Annotated in this window: 14 protein-coding genes; 9 read left to right on the plus strand and 5 right to left on the minus strand. The window is 68.9% G+C overall.

Annotation, left to right across the window (positions count from 1 at the left end):
* Positions 1-351 precede the first annotated feature (351 nt).
* Positions 352-3,261: a DEAD/DEAH box helicase gene (locus tag JWQ81_RS02520; RefSeq protein ID WP_366942244.1), complete on the plus strand. Its 2,910-nt coding sequence runs from the start codon at positions 352-354 to the stop codon at positions 3,259-3,261.
* Positions 3,258-4,004: an SWIM zinc finger family protein gene (locus JWQ81_RS02525; RefSeq protein WP_297537112.1), complete on the plus strand. Its 747-nt coding sequence runs from the start codon at positions 3,258-3,260 to the stop codon at positions 4,002-4,004. The genes JWQ81_RS02520 and JWQ81_RS02525 overlap by 4 nt, the downstream gene beginning before the upstream one ends.
* Before the next feature lie 6 nt (positions 4,005-4,010).
* On the opposite strand, the gene JWQ81_RS02530 is transcribed toward JWQ81_RS02525, so the two are convergent.
* A complete protein-coding gene (locus JWQ81_RS02530; protein ID WP_297537113.1) occupies positions 4,011-5,747 on the minus strand; it encodes an aminotransferase class V-fold PLP-dependent enzyme in 1,737 nt (578 codons plus the stop codon).
* Positions 5,748-5,996: 249 nt separating this feature from the next.
* Here JWQ81_RS02530 and JWQ81_RS02535 point away from each other — a divergent pair, with 249 nt between their 5' ends.
* From JWQ81_RS02535 to JWQ81_RS02560, 6 genes are all read left to right on the plus strand, one after another.
* Positions 5,997-7,301: an alginate lyase family protein gene (locus tag JWQ81_RS02535; RefSeq protein WP_297537114.1), complete on the plus strand. Its 1,305-nt coding sequence runs from the start codon at positions 5,997-5,999 to the stop codon at positions 7,299-7,301.
* Positions 7,302-7,388: 87 nt separating this feature from the next.
* Positions 7,389-7,790, plus strand: a complete 402-nt coding sequence (locus JWQ81_RS02540; RefSeq protein ID WP_297537115.1) for a pyridoxamine 5'-phosphate oxidase family protein — start codon at positions 7,389-7,391, stop codon at positions 7,788-7,790.
* An 82-nt stretch (positions 7,791-7,872) separates the two neighbouring features.
* Positions 7,873-9,054 carry a thiolase family protein gene (locus JWQ81_RS02545; RefSeq protein WP_297537116.1) on the plus strand — a complete coding sequence of 394 codons (1,182 nt, stop codon included), beginning with the start codon at positions 7,873-7,875 and terminating at the stop codon, positions 9,052-9,054.
* The gene (locus tag JWQ81_RS02550) at positions 9,051-10,103 is read left to right on the plus strand and encodes a 4Fe-4S binding protein (protein ID WP_297537117.1); all 1,053 of its coding nucleotides are present in this window, start codon (positions 9,051-9,053) and stop codon (positions 10,101-10,103) included. Before JWQ81_RS02545 ends, JWQ81_RS02550 begins: the two co-directional genes overlap by 4 nt.
* Positions 10,104-10,137: 34 nt before the next feature.
* Positions 10,138-11,361 (plus strand): beta-ketoacyl synthase, encoded by a 1,224-nt coding sequence (locus JWQ81_RS02555; protein ID WP_297537118.1) that lies wholly within the window; start codon positions 10,138-10,140, stop codon positions 11,359-11,361.
* A gap of 31 nt (positions 11,362-11,392) precedes the next feature.
* Positions 11,393-11,830 carry a helix-turn-helix domain-containing protein gene (locus tag JWQ81_RS02560; RefSeq protein WP_297537119.1) on the plus strand — a complete coding sequence of 146 codons (438 nt, stop codon included), beginning with the start codon at positions 11,393-11,395 and terminating at the stop codon, positions 11,828-11,830.
* Positions 11,831-11,905: 75 nt separating this feature from the next.
* Here JWQ81_RS02560 and JWQ81_RS02565 read toward each other — a convergent pair whose 3' ends face one another.
* A complete protein-coding gene (locus JWQ81_RS02565) occupies positions 11,906-12,484 on the minus strand; it encodes a TetR/AcrR family transcriptional regulator (protein ID WP_297537120.1) in 579 nt (192 codons plus the stop codon).
* Positions 12,485-12,574: 90 nt separating this feature from the next.
* Here JWQ81_RS02565 and JWQ81_RS02570 point away from each other — a divergent pair, with 90 nt between their 5' ends.
* The gene (locus JWQ81_RS02570) at positions 12,575-13,021 is read left to right on the plus strand and encodes a DUF1772 domain-containing protein (protein WP_297537121.1); all 447 of its coding nucleotides are present in this window, start codon (positions 12,575-12,577) and stop codon (positions 13,019-13,021) included.
* A gap of 141 nt (positions 13,022-13,162) precedes the next feature.
* Here the strand turns inward: JWQ81_RS02570 and JWQ81_RS02575 are convergent, their stop codons facing one another.
* From JWQ81_RS02575 to JWQ81_RS02585, 3 genes are all read right to left on the minus strand, one after another.
* Positions 13,163-13,648 carry a hypothetical protein gene (locus JWQ81_RS02575; protein ID WP_297537122.1) on the minus strand — a complete coding sequence of 162 codons (486 nt, stop codon included), beginning with the start codon at positions 13,646-13,648 and terminating at the stop codon, positions 13,163-13,165.
* 89 nt (positions 13,649-13,737) lie between these two features.
* Entirely contained in the window at positions 13,738-16,740 is a 3,003-nt protein-coding gene (locus JWQ81_RS02580) for a BTAD domain-containing putative transcriptional regulator (protein ID WP_297537123.1), read from the minus strand.
* A 68-nt stretch (positions 16,741-16,808) separates the two neighbouring features.
* A complete protein-coding gene (locus JWQ81_RS02585; protein WP_297537124.1) occupies positions 16,809-17,762 on the minus strand; it encodes an Ldh family oxidoreductase in 954 nt (317 codons plus the stop codon).
* Positions 17,763-17,790 lie beyond the last annotated feature (28 nt).

Genomic DNA, 17,790 nt, shown 5'->3' on the forward strand with positions numbered 1-17,790 from the left:
CTGGCCTGAGCAAAGCGGTGCCTGATCGAAAAGGGCTACGCGCGCACGACAGCCCCCACGGGCCCTGCATTGGGCGGCCAGTGCGCCAAGGCGGCTCCGACGTACGATCGGCAGGTATCCGCGCAGTGTCCGGAGCCGGGTACGCACCAGAAATGCTCGGCGATTCGGAGGCGGTGAACCGCACTGCTGGTGTTGCACGGCCTGTTCACCGCACGGGGGCAAACGGCCTTGTGGGCCGAGGATTCCACCCGGTCGACGCCCGCCGAAACGGCAACTCATCCGTTCGCTGTGGCCGGCGACTCACTGCGCGAGCGACTAGGACTGACTGGCGAAGTCGGTGAAGTCAGCACGGTGTCCTTGCTTCTCCCTTCGACCGCGACAACGGTCATGTCGTCGCCCGAGTTGGCCCGCGACGCCTTGGTCGCTGAGCCCAAGGACGGGGAACGCCTCCGCCTGAGGTCGTGGGTCGTCCCGGTCGTCCTGCTCGATGCGGACTCGGCACTCTCCTGGCTCGACGAACGGGGACAGTCCATCGAGGACTGCCGGCTCGGCGCATCCGTCCACTTCCTGATCGCTGTCGCCAGGCTGGCGCGCGAACTCGTAGACCGAGGGCGGGTGCTACCGGCAGTGGTCGGCGAGGCGGCCCGGTGGCGACCGGCACTGACCGGCCCGGACTCCGCTCGGTTCAACGCGCTCCAGGAGGCGATGCCCCCGATCTGCCGTGCCGAAAACGTCGGGCAGGACCATCGAGGACAGGACCCGGCAGCACTCTTGCGGTCCACAGTGGACTACCTGGTCGACGCCCTCGTGCGGCGGAGACTCGCCACCGAGCGGCTCGATCTTCTCCCGCCGCGGCGCGGGAAGGTCGCCGCGATGAGCGCCACCACCGAAGCTTGGCTGGCCGCTCTCGTCGGAGTGGCCGAGTTCGATGCCGAGCCCGCGCAACGCAGAACCCTCGCGAGGCAGCTCGCCAAGTGGGGAGACGGTGGTGTGCACGCGGGGCCGGTGCGCACCTGCTTCCGGCTCAGCTCCCCTGACCTGCGTGACGTCCAGACACACCAGGACGAGCCTGATCCCGCGTGGCGGCTGGATTTCCTGCTGCAGGCGGCCGACGACCCGAGTGTGCTCGTCCCGGCCGAGCAGGTGTGGCGTGCCGACGGTGGCGTGCTGCGCCGGTGGATCGACCGCCCTCAGGAACTCCTGCTCACCCACCTCGGGCAAGCAAGCCGGCTCTATCCCGGGCTGGACGCGGCGTTGCACGGTTCCCAGCCGGTCGGTCTCGATCTCGACACCGCGGGTGCGCACGACTTCCTGATGCACGCCGCATCCTTGGAACAGTCGGGTTTCGGGGTGCTGGTGCCGACGTGGTGGCAACGTCCGGTCGAGCTCGGCCTCAAGCTGACGACCTCCGGCGCGAACACGCCGCGCGCGGGCGCCGCCGAAGCGACGATCGAGCTGAAGGCTCTCGTCGACTACCGGTGGGAGCTCTCGCTGGGGGAGGAAAAGCTCACCCAGCGAGAGCTCACGGAACTCGCCGAGGCGAAGGTTCCGCTGGTCCGAATCCGGGGTCAGTGGGTGCACGCCGACCCGAAGCGGCTCGCTGCCGGGCTCGAATTCCTGCGGGACAACGGCCAGGGCCGGGATTCGCTCGGCCAGGTGCTGCATCAGATCGGGCTGGCGCCCGAAGAAGACGGGCTCCCCCTGCCTGTCACCTCGGTCAGCGGTGAGGGCGGGCTGGGCAAACTGCTGGCCGGACAGGTCGAACAGTTCCTCGAACCGGTGGAGGCTCCGGACGGTTTCACCGGCGTCCTCCGGCCCTACCAGCGCAGAGGTCTTGCGTGGCTGGCCTTTCTGGGCGAGCTCGGCATCGGTGCCTGCCTCGCCGACGACATGGGGCTCGGCAAAACAGTGCAGCTCCTCGCGCTGGAGGCGGTGGTCCGAGCCGACACCCGACGCCCGCCCACGCTGGTGATCTGCCCGATGTCCGTGGTCGACACCTGGCGACGCGAAGGCGCCCGCTTCGCCCCGAAACTGAAAATGCGGGTACACCACGGCAGCACGCGAGCGGGCGAGGACGAGCTCGCCGACGCTGTCGCCGGAAACGACCTCGTCATCACCACTTACGCACTGGCCGCAAAGGACGCCACGGCGCTCAGCCGGATCGGCTGGGACCGGCTCGTGCTCGACGAGGCGCAGAACGTCAAGAACAGCACGACCCGCCAGGCCCGGGCGATCCGCGCGCTGCCCGCGCGCCACCGGGTGGCGCTGACCGGGACGCCGGTCGAGAACCGGCTGGCCGAGCTGTGGTCCATCATGGACTTTCTCAACCCCGGTCTGCTCGGCTCGGCGAACACGTTCCGCGCCCGGTTCACGATTCCCATCGAGCGGTATGGCAACGAGGACGCTGCGGCCCGGCTGCGCCGGATCACCGCGCCGTTCATCCTTCGCCGGCTCAAGACCGATCCGGCGGTGATCTCCGATCTGCCGGAGAAGATCGAGATGAAGCAGCTGTGCACCCTGACCGTTGAACAAGCTTCGTTGTACCAGGCGGTGCTGGACGACATGCTCGAGAAGATCGAACGGAGTGGGGGCATCGAACGGAAGGGCCTGGTGCTCGCCACGATGTCGCGGCTGAAACAGGTGTGCAACCATCCCGCGCAGCTGCTCCGTGACGGCTCGCGCCTTGCCGGACGCTCCGGCAAACTTGCGCGGCTCGAGGAAATTCTCGATGAGGCGCTTGCCGAAGGCGACAAGGTACTGTGCTTTACCCAGTTCGCCGAATTCGGCAGCATGCTGGTGCCTCATCTGTCCGCCCGGTTCGATACCGAGGTGCTGTTCCTGCATGGCGGTACGCCAAAGGCGGCTCGCGACGCCATGGTCGAACGGTTCCAGTCCCCCGGTGGGCCGTCGATTTTCCTGCTCTCGCTGAAGGCAGGCGGAACCGGGCTGACATTGACCGCCGCCAACCAGGTCGTGCACCTGGACCGGTGGTGGAACCCGGCCGTCGAGGACCAGGCCACCGACCGCGCCTTCCGGATCGGCCAGCGGCGGAACGTCCAGGTGCGCAAGTTCGTCTGCCTCGGCACGCTGGAAGAGAAGATCGACAAGATGATCGAGGACAAGAAGGCGTTGGCGCAGCTCGTTGTCGGCGCCGGGGAGAACTGGCTGACCGAACTGTCGACCGCCCGGTTCCGCGAGCTTGTCGCCCTCTCCCCGGAAGTACTGTCCCCGGAAGTACCGGCGCCGGAGGTGCTGTCGTGAGCTGGTCTCGACGCTTCACCGCGGCGCTGGAATCGCTCGGCCTCGGCACCGGCCTCGACCGCGGCCGCCGGGACGCCAAGGCCGGGCTGGTACTGAGTCTGTCGCTGTCCACGAGCGTGGTTGTCGGGCAGGTGCAGGGGCACCGGGAAAACGCCGCCGAGTCCACGTACCGCGCTCGCATCGGGGTGAAGGCGCTCGACGCCGCGGAGTGGGACCTGGTTGAGGTTGCACTGGCCGAAAGTGCGTTGTTCTCGGCCAAGATCCTGGCCGGTGAACTGCCGTTGGAGATCGAGGCCGTGTTCGAGGAATTGGGCCTGCGGCTGTTTCCGAACACCCTGCGCGAGCTGTCGATGGACTGCTCGTGCCCGGACTGGCAGGTGCCGTGCCGTCATCTCGCCGCGGTCTGCCAGCTGCTGGCCGAGTCGTTCGACACCGACCCGTTCCGAATCCTGGCTTGGCGCGGCCGTGATCGGCAGCAACTGCTCACTGGCCTGCGAACCCGCCGTGAAGGCGCGGAAGAGGCTCACGAGGACACGCCGGACGGCGCGAAGGCGTTGGCGAACTCGCTCGATACTTTTTGGGCCATGCAGACACAACCGCTGCCGTCGAGCCCACTGGCCACCGGCCGGCCCGACGAGCTTCTCGACCAGCTCGGCCCCCTCCCGATCACGGTCCGGCGCCACGGGCTCGTCGATCTGCTGCGGCCCGCCTACCGCGTTTTCGTTCGGCGCGAAGAAAACTGACATGACTCAGGCCCGGATTTCGTTGAGGTAGTTGTAAATCGTGTACCTCGTGACGTCCAGCTCGGCGGCCAAGTCGTCGACCGCGTCCTTGATGAGGAAGAACCCGGCCTCGTCCAGTTCCCGCACGACGGCTGCCTTGTGCCGCTTCTTCATCAGGTCGACGGGAATGCCCGCCTTGGCGAGCGCGCGGTCGATCAGGAACCGCTGCAGGCTGTCTACGTCCGGCGGGAAGCTTTCGGCCAGGCCGGGTCCGGGCCGCGCCGAGCCTGACAGCGCACTGTTCACACAGAGGCAGCCGATCGCCACGCCGTCGGCATCCCGGAGGAACAGGGTCGACGACCGGATCGGGTGCCCGTCCGGGCCGTGGGTCTCGTAGTCGGTGAGGTCCTGGGTGCTGCCGCGGCGTACCAGCCCGAGCAGCAGATCGGTCATCGGGCCGCCGATGGTGCGGCCGGTGACCCCGCCGGCGATGGCCACGATCGAATCCGGCAGCTTGCTGAGGTCATGCAGCACCACCTCGTTTCCCGGACCCAGCATGGTGGCGAGGGAATCCACCGCCGGGACCAGCGCGGTGAGCACGGGGTACGTGACGTCCACCCGTCCGGTCAAGGGTTCCTGGTACCCGGCGCCCCGCGTCGTCCTGGTCAACCGGGCGAGTGCGACGCGCAGCCGTTCGGCGGACGCGGGTGAGGTCGACGCGTGCGGGGACAGGCGTACGTGCTCGGGGCGCACGGTGGCGGCGATGTCCTCGGACACGAGCGCGACGCCGATCTCCGCCGCCGAATACCCCGGCAGGGTGAAGGCGAGGATGCCCGCTCGGCGTTCGGTGGCGGAGACGATGCCGGCGCCGAACGAGTTCAGCACCTCCTCCAGTTCGCCGACCCGCTCGGCGATCCTCGCCGCGATCGCCGGCACTCCGGCTTCCTCGACGAGTTCGAGCGCGGCCGCGAACGCGCCCGAGGTGACCGGGCTGAGGTTGGTGATCGACCAGCTCGCCGCTGTCTCGGCGGCCGGATGGACCTCGTCGTCGAACAGCCCCGGGTCGCGCGCGCCCGTCCAGCCGGACAGCACCGGGTTCATCCGGTCCAGCGCGCGGTCCGACAACGCGGCGAACCCGGTCCCCCAACCGGCCCGGAGCCATTTCTGGCCACCGGCCACGAGCACGTCGGCGACCTCCCAGGGCGCCTCGGTGACGCCGAATCCCTGAATCCCGTCGACAACAAGCACTCTGTCGCCGACGACCTCCCGGATGGCCGCGAGATCGGCGCGGTAGCCCGTGCGGAAGTCGACCGCACTCACCGAAACCAGGGTGGTTTCGGGGGTGAGGGCAGCGGCGACGGCGTCCGCCGTGACGTACCCGCGCTCAGGCTCGAGCCGGCGGACCCGCAACCTGCCCGCCTCCTCGGCCCGCGCCCACGGGTAGGTGTTGGCCGGAAACTCCGCCCCGGACAACAGAACCTCGCCGCGCGCGTTGAACGCGGCCTGGAACAGCCCGACACTGGTGTTCGGCATCAGCACGACATGATCGGTGTCGGTTCCGCACAGCCGCGCCACCGCAGCCTTCGCCCGAACCTCCTGGCGCATCAACTCATCCACAGTGGACGGACCAGCTTTCGCCGAACGGTCGAGCAACGCGGCCGTGGTGTCCAGCACCGTATGCGACGGCGGGCCGAAGCGGGCGAAGTCCAGATACCCGGCAGGTTCGTCGAACTGGATGAGGTAACTAGCGGAAAGGCGGCTCACGAGATCGAATCTACAACACCCAGTTGAAGTAGTCAACTCGCCATTGAAATTTGCAGAAGGTGTTGGGGGACAACAGATTTCCATTCACCGGGACGCGAGCGGCAGCTTTCGCCCGAAGTTATTACCGACCGAACACGCGCATTGACAGCGCGGCTCGAAGCCGTCAAGATTCATGACGCCAAAGCCGCTCCGCCGCCCGGGTAGGCACCTCCGCAAGGAGTGAATTCGCCATCGAAGGGTTGGACAATAGTGTCGACGCAGCTCAGCAGGCTTCTCAAACTTCTCGGGGCAACCCTGTTGTCGGTGCTGGTGGGCTTGGTGCCCACCGCCGTCAGCGCTCCCGCGATCGGGGCCATCACCGGCACGACCGTGCCGAAAACCGTGGTACTGGACGGCGCGCAACTGGTCACCATCAAAGCCCAGCTGGCGACGGGAACCGCCAGCAGCTCCCAAAAAGCCGCACTGAACTCGTTACTGGCCCAAGCGAACACGGCACTGACCGCCGGACCGTGGTCGGTCACGGACAAGAACGTGGTCCCGCCGAGCGGCGACAAGCACGACTATCTCAGCCATGCGCCGTACCAATGGGCAAGCAAGCCGAAGACCCCGGGCAACCCGCTCGGCTGCCCGTACGTCAACCGTGACGGCCAGCGGAACCCCGAGGCGGACGCGATCAGCGACCACGCCGAGCGCGCGCAAGCCTTCGACGCCATCCCGAACCTCGCGCTGGCGTGGTTCTACACCCACGACGCCAAGTACGCGCAGCGCGCGGCCCTCGACATCCGCACCTGGTTCCTCGACCCGGCAACAAAAATGAACCCGAACCTGACCTACTCGCAGGTCATCCCCTGTGTCGACCGCGTCAGCGGCACCGGCATCATCGACACCTCGCAGTCGATCTCGTCGGTGTTCGACGCGTTCGCCATCCTCGACTCCGGCGCGCCCGGCTGGACCAGCGAGGACCACAGCGCGGCCACCACCTGGGTCGGGCAGTTCCTGAACTGGATGCAGACCAGCCCGCAGGCCAAGCTGGAGCTCGCCGCGACCAACAACCACGGCTCCTACATCGACATGCAGAACGCCACCGCCGCGCTGTACATCGGCAACAAGACAATGGCGAAGAGCATCGTCGAAAGCGTGAAGAAGAACCGGATCGCCAAGCAGATCAAAGCCGACGGCAGCCAGCCGCTGGAGCTGACGAGGACGATCAGCTGGCACTACGCCAACTTCAACCTCACCGCGCTGGGCAGGCTCGCCGAGATCGGCAAGCAGGTCGGCGTGGACCTGTGGGGCTACACCGCGCCCAACGGCGGCAGCATCGACAAGGCCGTCGACTTCCTGATCCCCGCCGCCGAAAAGGGCGTGTCGGCGTGGTCGTACCCGCAGATCAGCCCGCTCGACCAGTCGATCTCGACCGATATCCTGCACGCTGCCGCCGAGCAGGGGCACGACAAGTTGGCGGCCGCGGCGATCCCGCTGGTCCCGAAGCCGCCGATCGGTGACCTGTGGCCGATCCGGCCGTCCACCCTCTGCCTGGACAACCCGCTGAAATAGCAGCGGGACGGCGTTCCTCAAGGCCGCCACTTGGCGGCCTTGAGGGGTCCCGGCGGCCATGGCTGAGCGGTGCCTACCGTAGGCACCATGACGATCGATCTGAACGCACTGGGTCCGGTGTTCGCCGAGTTCTGGACCGAACGGCACCTCTCCACATTGACCACCCCGCGCGCGGACGGCACGCCGCACGTCGTCGCGGTCGGCGTGACCCTCGACGTCCCGACGGCGACGGCGAGGGTCATCACGTTCCGGGGTTCGTACAAGGCCCGGCGCGTGCTCGCCGCCGGTGCGGCCGGGATCCCGGTCGCCATGTGCCAGCTCGACGGCCCGCGCTGGTCGACTCTCGAAGGCATCGCCGTCCTGAGGGAAGACGCCGAGTCCGTCCGAGACGCCGAAGACCGCTACGGCCTGCGCTACCGGCAGCCGAAGCCCAACCCCGAACGCGTCGTCATCGAGGTCGCCGTCAACCGGGTCCTCGGCAACGTCTGACCGGTCACCCTAGCAAGTCTTGTTTTCCAACCGACTCGGTGGCATAGTCGGTTGGAGAAGGCAACTTTGCTAGGAGGAAGCCATGCGCGACGCCGTCATTGTGGATGTGGTCCGGACGCCGATCGGCAAGGGGAAGCCAGGAGGCTCGTTGCACGAGGTTCACCCGGTAGAACTACTGGCCACGACACTGCGGGCGCTGGTGGAGCGGACCGGGATCGACCCCGCGCTGGTCGACGACGTGATCGGCGGGACCGTCTCGCAGGTCGGCGACCAGTCGCAGAACATCACCCGCTCGGCCGTGCTTTCCGCCGGTTTCCCGGACAGCGTGCCGGCGACCACTGTCGACAGGCAGTGCGGCAGTAGCCAGCAGGCCGTGCACTTCGCCGCGCAAGGCGTCCTCGCCGGGGCTTACGACCTGGTGATCGCGGGCGGGGTCGAGTCGATGAGCCGGGTGCCGATGGGCTCGAACATGCTGCCCAGCCTCGATCCGTTCGGCCCCGGTGTCGCCGCGCGGTATCCGGAAGGGCTCATCCAGCAGGGCATCAGCGCCGAACTGATCGCCGCGAAATGGTCCCTGAGCCGGGAAGCGCTCGACGTCTTCTCCGCCGGATCGCACGAACGCGCCGCCAAGGCCACCGCGGACGGCCTGTTCGCGAGCCAGATCGTGCCCGTGTCGACGCCGTCGGGCCTGGCCGTCACCGACGAGTCGATCCGGCCGGGGACCTCGACGGAGGTCCTGGCGAAGTTGAAGCCCGCCTTCTTCGACGAAGACCTCGGCCGCCGTTTCCCGCAGATCGACTGGTCGGTGACCGCGGGCAACAGCAGCCCGATCAACGACGGCGCGTCGGCCACGCTCATCACCACCAGCGAGATCGCGGCCAAACTCGGTTTGAAGCCGCGCGCCCGGCTACACAGCTTCGCGGTGACCGGGTCCGACCCGCTGCTGATGCTGACCGGCGTCATCCCGGCGACCGAGAAGGTGCTGCGGCGCGCCGGCCTGAGTCTGGGCGACATCGACCTGTTCGAGGTCAACGAGGCGTTCTCCAGCGTGGTCCTGTCCTGGCTGCAGGAAACCGGCGCGGACCCGGCGAAGGTCAACGTCAACGGTGGCGCGATCGCGCTCGGCCACCCGCTCGGCGCGAGCGGCACCCGCCTGATGGGCACGCTCGTCAACGCCATGGAACAGCGCGGAGCCCGCTACGCGCTGCAGACCATGTGCGAGGGCGGCGGCCAGGCGAACGCGACCATCCTGGAAGCGTTGTGAGCAAACGGCTTCCACCGAAGCTGGCGGCACATCCTTCGGTGCGGGCGGTACTGGCCCGCGGCGAGGGATCTCCGCCCGAGGTGATCGACGCGGACTGGCTGCGCGAACTGTGCCTGTCCGCGGGCGCGGACGACGCCGCGGCGGTCTCGCTCGATCACCCCGACCTCGCCGGGGAGCGCCCGCATGCGGTGGCCGCGCTCCCCGGCGCCAAGTCGCTGGTTTCGCTGGTACTGCGGATGAACCGCGACGACGTCCGCACGCCGGCCCGCAGCGTCGCCAACCTGGAGTTCCACCGCAGCGGGGAGCTCATCAACGACGCCGCGCGCACGGTAGTCCAGGCACTGCAGGACGCCGGGCACCGCGCGCTCAACCCGTCCGCGACGTTCCCGATGGAAATGGACCGCTTCCCGGGGCGGATCTGGGTGGTGGCACACAAGACCGTCGCCGTCGCGGCGGGCATGGGCGCGATGGGCATCCACCGCAACGTGATCCACCCGAAGTTCGGGAACTTCGTCCTGCTGGCGACGCTGATCGTCGACGCCGAGGTCAGTGCGCACGGCGAACCGCTCGACTACAACCCCTGCCTGGAGTGCAAGCTCTGCGTCGCGGCCTGCCCGGTGGGCGCGATTTCGAAGAGCGGCGAGTTCGACTTCATGGCCTGCTCGACGCACAACTACCGCGAGTTCATGAGCGGGTTCACCGAGTGGGTGGAAACCGTCGCCGATTCCGATGACGGTGCGGACTTCCGGTCCCGCGTCACGGACTCGGAGAACGCGTCGATGTGGCAGAGCCTGGCCTTCAAGCCGAACTACAAGGCCGCCTACTGCATGGCGGTGTGCCCGGCGGGCGAAGACGTGCTCGGCCCCTACCTCGAAGACCGTAGCAACTTCATGGCGACTGTGCTGAAGCCGTTGCAGGACAAGGTCGAGAACCTCTACATCACCCCGGGTTCGCCGGCGAAGGCCTACGCCGAGAAACGCTTCCCGCACAAACCCGTCAAGGAAGTCAGCGGCGGCTATCGGGCACGGAAGAAAACGGAGGAGCCATGATCACCGACGACGTGCTCTTCTCAACGGAGGAGCCATGATGGACGTCGTCGTGACCGGCCTCGGTGCGACGACTCCGCTCGGTGGAACCGCTACGGACACGTGGAAAGCGCTGCTCGACGGCGTGTCCGGGGTGATCACGCTGCCGGACGAGTGGGCGGCCGCACTGCCTGCCCGGCTGGCCGCGCGCATGGCAGTCGACCCGATGAGCCGACTGGAACGGGTCGAGGCCAGGCGGCTCGACCGTTCGACGCAGGCTGCCGTCGTCGCCGCACGCGAAGCCTGGCAGGACGCGGAACTGGCCGGCGGAGTCGTCGACCCGGATCGTGTCGCGGTGGTGATGGGCACCGGGATCGGCGGAGTGACCACGCTGATCGGCAACAAGGAGGCGCTCACCGGTGCCGGTTACCGCCGGGTGTCCCCGCGGATGATCCAGATGACCATGCCCAATGGCGCGGCCGCGGCGATCAGCATCGACCTCGGTGCGCGAGCCGGCGCCAACACGCTGGCGAGCGCCTGCGCGTCGGGCGCCGAGGCGCTCGCGCACGGGCTCGACCTGATCCGCTTCGGCCGGGCCGACGTCGTCATCGCGGGCGGCACCGAGGCCTGCGTCGACGAGCTCACGATGGCCGGTTTCGCGCAGGCACGGGCGATGTCGGCCCGCAATGACGATCCGACGCACGCGTCACGGCCGTTCGACAAGGCTCGCGACGGGTTCGTGCTCGGCGAGGGCGCGGCCGTCCTCGTCCTCGAACGCGCCACCACCGCGGCGGCCAGGGGACGCCGGCCCTACGCCGTCCTGGCCGGTGCGGGAATCACGTCCGACGCCTATGACATGGTCGCGCCCGATCCCACTGGCGCCGGCCAGGTTGCCGCGATGCGTGCGGCTCTCGCCGACGCCGGACTCGGCGCGTCTGACGTCGCCCACGTCAACGCGCACGCGACGTCGACGCCGGGTGGGGACATGATCGAGGCCAGGGCGATCGGGACCGTGTTCGGGCATGGTCCGGTGGTTTCGGCGACCAAGGCGATGACCGGACACCTGCTCGGCGCGTCGGGCGCGCTCGAAGCGCTCGTCACCGCACTATCGGTCCGAAACGGTGTAGTGCCGCCGACGCCGACGCTCGACGTGCCGGAAGACGACCTCGACCTCGATGTCACGCGGTCGGCTCCACGCCGTCTCGGTATCGACGCGGCGTTGAGCAACTCCTTCGGCTTCGGCGGCCACAACGCGGCATTGGTCTTCACCAAGGCCCGCTAGGTTGGAAATCGCAACTGGAAGGACCGTCGTTATGCCCGGCAAAGCCAGAAACTGCTCCATCGCCAACGCCCTCGCTGTCGTCGGCGAACGCTGGAGCCTGCTGGCACTGCGCGAGGTGTTCTTCGGGATCCGCCGGTTCGACCAGATCGTGCTCAACACCGGCGCCAGCCGCGACATCCTCGCGACACGACTACGCACCCTCGTCGAAGCCGGCGTACTGCAGAAGCAGCAGTACGAACAACACCCGCCGCGCTACGAATACGTCCTGACCGAGGCAGGCCGCGCACTACACCCCGTATTACTCGCCCTGATGAACTGGGGCGACCACTACATCACCGAAGGCGAACCACCAACAGTGTGGGAACACAGCTGCGGCCAAGTCCTCAACCCACGCACAATCTGCGCCGCCTGCGGCGAGGACGTCAAACTCGGCCGATCGACTCCCCTACGCCTCGGCAAGGTCACGTGAGTCCGCGGGCACTGAAGATCTCGTGAGTGGTTAGGCCGGTTCTAACCGGCCGGAACGCTCACGAGTCTCGGCGTGTCAGACCATAGCGAGCCGGTCCATCAGCAGCTCCGCCCTCCGCTTGGCGTCCCCCGGCTGCAGCCGTCCCGCCCGGGTCAGGGTGGCCAGCCCGTGCAGGGCCGCCCAGAACACCTCGGTGAACAGTGCCGGGTGGACGCCGTCGCCGGCGACCTCGGCGAGGTTTTCCAGCAGGGCCGCGAAGGCGTCCTTCAGCGGTGCTGGTGCGTCCTCGTTCGCGAACGTCAGGCCACCGTCGAGCTGGAACATGGCGTCGTAGACCGCCGGGTTGCGCTCGGCGAAGTCGAGGTAGGTGCAGACGAGAGCGGTGACCCGGGTGCGCGGGCCGTCCGCTGCGGAGGTCGCGGCCCGTAGCGCCGCGGCCATCTCGGCGGCACCCGCGAGGGCGACGGCGCCGATGATCTCGCGCTTGCCGCGGAAATGGCTGTAGAGGACCGGCTGGCTGTACTCGATGCGCTCGGCGAGCAGGCGGGTGGTGACCGCGTCCCAGCCCTGCTGCTCGGCGAGTTCGCGAGCCGTCGCCACGATGAGGTGCTCGCGGTCCACCTGTTCGCGCTGCTTGCGTTCCGGTACCGACACGGGTCAATTCTAGCACCGCTAGACAACCAAGCGTCGATAGTACTAGCGTTGATCCAGTAACTAGCAACGCTAGATTCCGGGAAGGTCACCATGCTCAGCGCACTCGAGGTCCTCACCATCGTGGTCGTCGGCCTGATGGTGGGGGTGGAGTTCTCCGTCTCCTTCGTCATCAACCCGATCCTCAACGGACTCCCCGACGACAGCACCCAACGCGGCCGCGCCCACGGGGGTCGGATGCTCGGCGCCGTCATGCCGTTCTGGTACATCGGCTCGCTCGTCCTGAGCGCAGTCTGGGCCATCACCGGATGGCATCGCCCCGGCACCGGCCTCGTCGTCGTCGCCGCCGCGCTGCTGATCGTGAGCGTGATCATGTCGCTCCTGCTCCTCGTCCCGATCAACAACCGGAGCAAGACGTGGACCGTCGAGAACCGGCCCGAGGACTGGAAGGAGCAGATGAACCGCTGGGACCGCTTCCATTACGTCCGCATCGCCGTCATCGTCGCCGCGTTCGCCCTTCTGGCCGCGGCCCTCGCCTGAGCCCGCGGGCCGAGAGGGCGCGTGTCCGTGACGAGGCACAGCCGAAAGGTGCTGAAGGGGCTTCCGGGGCCAGCCAGTGCGACGAGGGGGGGTGCCGCACTGATCGGAGGAAGCCCCCTCAGCGGATTTGGGGGCGAAGGCTTAGAAGTAGGTGATGTCCCAGTGGTTGCCTTCGTCGCAGTAGAGGTTGCCCGAGGCTGCCCTCCACTGCGGGTAGCCGTCACCGCGAAGGCCGATGTAGGTGAAGCTGCCCTTGATGTAGCCGTCGTTGCAGCTGTTGTGCGCGATGTCGAGCTTGTAGCCGTTGTAGTGGCTGTAAGTGCCCGACGCGTGTCCGACCTCGGTACCGCCGGTGATGTTGATCGCGCAGCCGCTCGCGTGCTTGAGCGTGATGATCCCGTTCACCGTCGAGGCGTTGATCTGGTCGAAGGAGGTGCAGGTCGAGTTCGACCGGGTGGTGCAGTTGCCGCTCGACGAATGGGTGATGCCCGCCGCGCTCAGCTGCGAGGCCGCCGCCGACTGGCTCAGTTTCGTCACCGCGGACGCCGTACCGACGGTGGCGAACAGCAGCGTCGCGGCGATCCCCACGGCGGCGACCGCGGCGCGTGCTATCGGAACAACCCGCATGACTGCCTCCTGTGTCGGTACGGACACCGAAAGCCAAGCCCCCAGCGCTATAACTTCGCTAAACGCCGGGTCTGATCGAGTGCCCGGGGCTACTCGTCGCGGGTGTTGGCGCTGATCTTCGTCAAGAGATCACGAACCTGGTCACGGCCGCTCGGGTGTGAGCCCGGGACCTCGGCAAGCTCCGACAACGCACGCAGCTCCCACAGCGGGAATCCCAAGCCACGGAAGACGTCCACCGCCTGCGTCAGCGACGCCGCCGCACCGGGCGCGTCGCCGGACCGGCCGCGGATCCGGCCCAGGCTGAGCAGGGCGTACCCGGCTCCGCGACGATCTTTCAGCTCGCGGAACGTCCCCATGGCCGTCGCGAGGTGCCGTTCGGCGAGCGCGGGATCTCCGGCGCGGTGCCACGCTTCGGCGAGGCCGCGGTGGGTGTACGCCGCCGCGTGCTGGTGTCCGAGCTGCTCGAACAGCTCGAGCGAACGCGTGAGGTGGCGCCGGCTCTCGTCGGGTTCCGAAAGCTCCGTATGGAGGTCACCGATGCTGCGCAAAACGTGTGCCTCCCAATGCCGCTCGTGCGCGTTCACCGCGCCTCGCAGCGCTTCGTCGAGCAGCGACGCAGCCTCGTCGTAACGTCCGTGACGGCGCAAGACGTCGGCGTACCGCTTGCCGGCGCGGCTGTACTGCCGCGCATCGCCGCAGGTCTCGGCCAGCAGCATGCCGACCTCGAAACTCTCGATCGCGCCGCGGCCGTCACCGAGGTCGTCCAGCAGGGAACCGAGCTGGTATGACGCGACGGACTGACCGCCGACGTCACCGCAGCCACGCAGCAGGGTGAGCGACTCCCGTAGCCCGTTGAGCGCGCCGATGCCGTCACCGACCTCGGCGTCGACGTCGGCGAGCGCGATCAGCGCCGCTCCCCTGCCCCGCTGGTCATCGAGTGCGCGGAACCGTGCCTCGGCCATCGCGAAATAGCGTCGAGCACTGCCCGCGCGGCCGCGTTCCCAGTGCAGCGTCCCCAGGTCGAGCAGCTTGGTCGCGGTGCCGGTCTGGTCCGCGCCGCGCCGGGCGGCGGCCAGCCCCAGCAGCGAGACGACGCGCGCCGAGGAGTCCGCGGGGCGGACATCGGCCAGTGCGGTGAACGCACCGGAAAGTCGCTCGGTGAGCCGGTGCCAGCGGTGCCCGCTCGCGATGCGCACGGTGGTCGCGAGGTTGTCGATCTCGCTTTCACGCCAGGCGATGGGGTCGGCTTCGATGCGGCTTCGGAGTTCGCTCGGGAGCGCTACGGCGTCCTCGGATGTCGTGACAGCGCGGCCCAACGACGTCGCGACGTGCCGAGCAGCGGCCAGGTAGCCGTCGAGGACGCGACGTACGGCAGAAGCGTCTTCGGCTTCGCGGGCGAAGAGTCGGACGAAGTCGTGCAGCGCGTAGCGGACGAAGCCGAGCTGGTCCCGACTGGTGACACGCACGAGGTGGCAGTCCGCCAAGCCGTCCAGCACGTCCCGCGCCTGGGGAATCCCGAGGTCGAGCAGCGCGGCCGCGGACCACTCGGTGACCTCGCGCAGCTTCAACGCGCCCAACAGGCGTACCGCCTCACGCACTTGCGGCGGACAATCACGAAGGCTTTCCTTGATCGCGCCACGGATGCTGAGGTCGCCCGCGACCAGCTCGTCGAGGGTTCGACGCTCGACGGCCAACCGCGCCACCAACTCGCCGACCTGCAGGTACGGCCGGTGAGCAAGCTTCGCTCCCACCACCCTGACGGCCATCGGAAGCCCTCTGCACTGCTGGACGAGCCGCGCGGCAGCCCCCGGCTCGGCATCCAGGCGCGCACGCCCGGCGACCGAGCCGAGCAGGTCGAACGCCTCCGCGTCGGTGAAGTCGCCGACGTCGACAGCACGCGCTCCAGCCAACCCCGGCAGCCGGCGGCGCGTGGTCACGAGCGCCGCGCAGGCCGAGCCACTAGGCAACAGCGACCGCAGTTGACGCTCGGACGCGACGTCGTCGAGCAGTACCAGCAGCCGCCGGTGCGCGGTGTGACCGCGCCACAGGGCGATGAGCTCGCTGGCGTCGGAAGGCAGTTCTTCGCGTGGGACACCGAGCGCCCGCAGGAAAGCGGCCAGCACGGCTCGCGGCTCGACACCGGTGCCGTCCGGACGGCGAAGCTCAGCGAACAACTGGCCATCCGGGTAACGCTTCAACGCCCGTCGCGCGGCCTTGATCGCGAGCGTCGTTTTGCCCGCGCCGCCCGGCCCGTGCAGCACCACCGGCCCCGGCGTGCGCAGCGCGCGATCCAGCTCGGCGAGCGCGCCGACCCGACCGGCGAAGTCCGGCGTGGCCGGGGGAAGCTGCGCGGGCGGGCCGACAGCCGTCCAGTCCCGCCCGGCGAGCCGGCGGTACAACGCGAGCAGCTCCGGGCCCGGTCGCACCCCGGTGTGCTCCCACAACGCTTCCCTCGTACGGCGCAACGACTCCAGCGCCGCGTCACGGCGTCCGCACCGGTCCAGCGCCGTGACGAACCCGGCGACCAGCCGCTCGTCGGTCGGCCGCTCGGCGATCACTGGGGCCAGCCGTTCGACGACCTCCGGGTGCCTGCCCTCGGCCAGATCGAGGTCGACGAGGTCGGCGAACACCGCCCAACGCCGATCGTTCAGCCACAGCTTGTGGGCCTCGACCAGCGGCCCGCCCACGACGTCGGCCAGCGCCGGCCCGCGCCAACTGTCCTGCGCGGCCTCCAAGAGCGCGCGACGACGCGCCGGGTCGGTCGCCGAAGCTGCTTCCGCAGCCAGCTTCAGGAACTCGTCGGCGTCCAACTCCCCCGCGCCGACGCTCAGCCGGTACCCGAGGGGGCCGGTCAGCAGGCGTCTGTCCCCGCCGGGCTCCACGCCCAACGCCTTGCGGAGCTTGGACACGGCCATCTGCACGATGGCGGACGCGCTCGGCGGCGCGCCCTCGGGCCACATCTCGTCGACCAGGGTGTCGCGGGGGACGAACTCACCAGCCTTGGCCAGCAGGATCGACAGCACCCGGCGCGGCTGCCCCGCCGAGGGCAGCGCGATGGACGCCGTCAGCGGGCCGAGGACCTGGAACTTCACGGCCCGACCCTAAACCGGAAAGACCCCTGCTCGTGAGTGTTTGGGCCGGTTCTAGGCGGCCGGAACGCTCACGAGCCCTGGGGCAGCGGCAGGTGGAGGTCGGTGGCCAGCGCGGCCAGCTCGCGATAGAGGTGGACATCGATCGGAACACCGAGCGCTTGGCACTGTTCGAGGTGCTCGGCCTCCCGCCAGCCCGGGTACCGGATCGGTGCGCCGTCGTCCCAGCCCAGCAGGCTGCCGAACAGCGCGCTCGCGGCGCGGTAGAACCCGTCCGCGCTGCGCAGGGCCGTCGGCGCGATGGCCATCACGAACAGCCCAGTGTCGTGGTCGTGGTCCTCGACCCCGGACAGCAGCCCGGCGAACACCTCGACCAGCAGCATCAGCCCGGCGGTGGCCGGGGCGGGCCCGTCGAGCCCGGCGGCGTCGAGGTCGAACACGAACGCCGGATACGCCCCGCCCGGCGCTGCCATACCCAGCGGGTTGACGCCCTCGCGCACCGTGTTGCGCTCGCCGCCGGTGGCCAGGACCAGGCCGATCATCCCGTGTGGGAGCGCGCGCCCGGCGTGGTGCCCGGCCCGCCCGAACGCGTTGACCCCGCGCAGGGAGACCAGGCCGACGCCGTAACGCCCGGCCCGGAGGACGGCGCTGTCCATGGCATCGCTGACTGCCCACAGGCCCAGCGCCCGGCGGCAGTCGACCAACGCGGCGGCGCCCCTGTCGGCGATGACCAGCGGCTCGGCGCGCGGCCGCACCTGGCGGCTTTCGAGCAACGGCAGGTAGGTGCGGGTCAGCCCGGCCAGCCCGATCCGAGGGTTTCCGGTGAGATCGCCGTGACAGATCGCCTCCGCCGCGATCCGGGCTCGCGCGCGGGGGACGTCGTGGGCGGCGAAAACCTCGGTGACGAACGAGAGCAACTCCTCGACCGGGATGCGGAGCAAGGACTGTTCGGGGATCTCGACGTGCTGCTGGGTAGCGGGGCGGGCCGAGCGGGGAGAACGGAAGGTACGGGGTCGGAGAGCCACTTCATCCAGAGTGCTGAGCGGGCCCAGC

This window comes from Amycolatopsis sp. (assembly GCF_025464955.1).
Taxonomy (GTDB): Bacteria; Actinomycetota; Actinomycetes; order Mycobacteriales; family Pseudonocardiaceae; genus Amycolatopsis.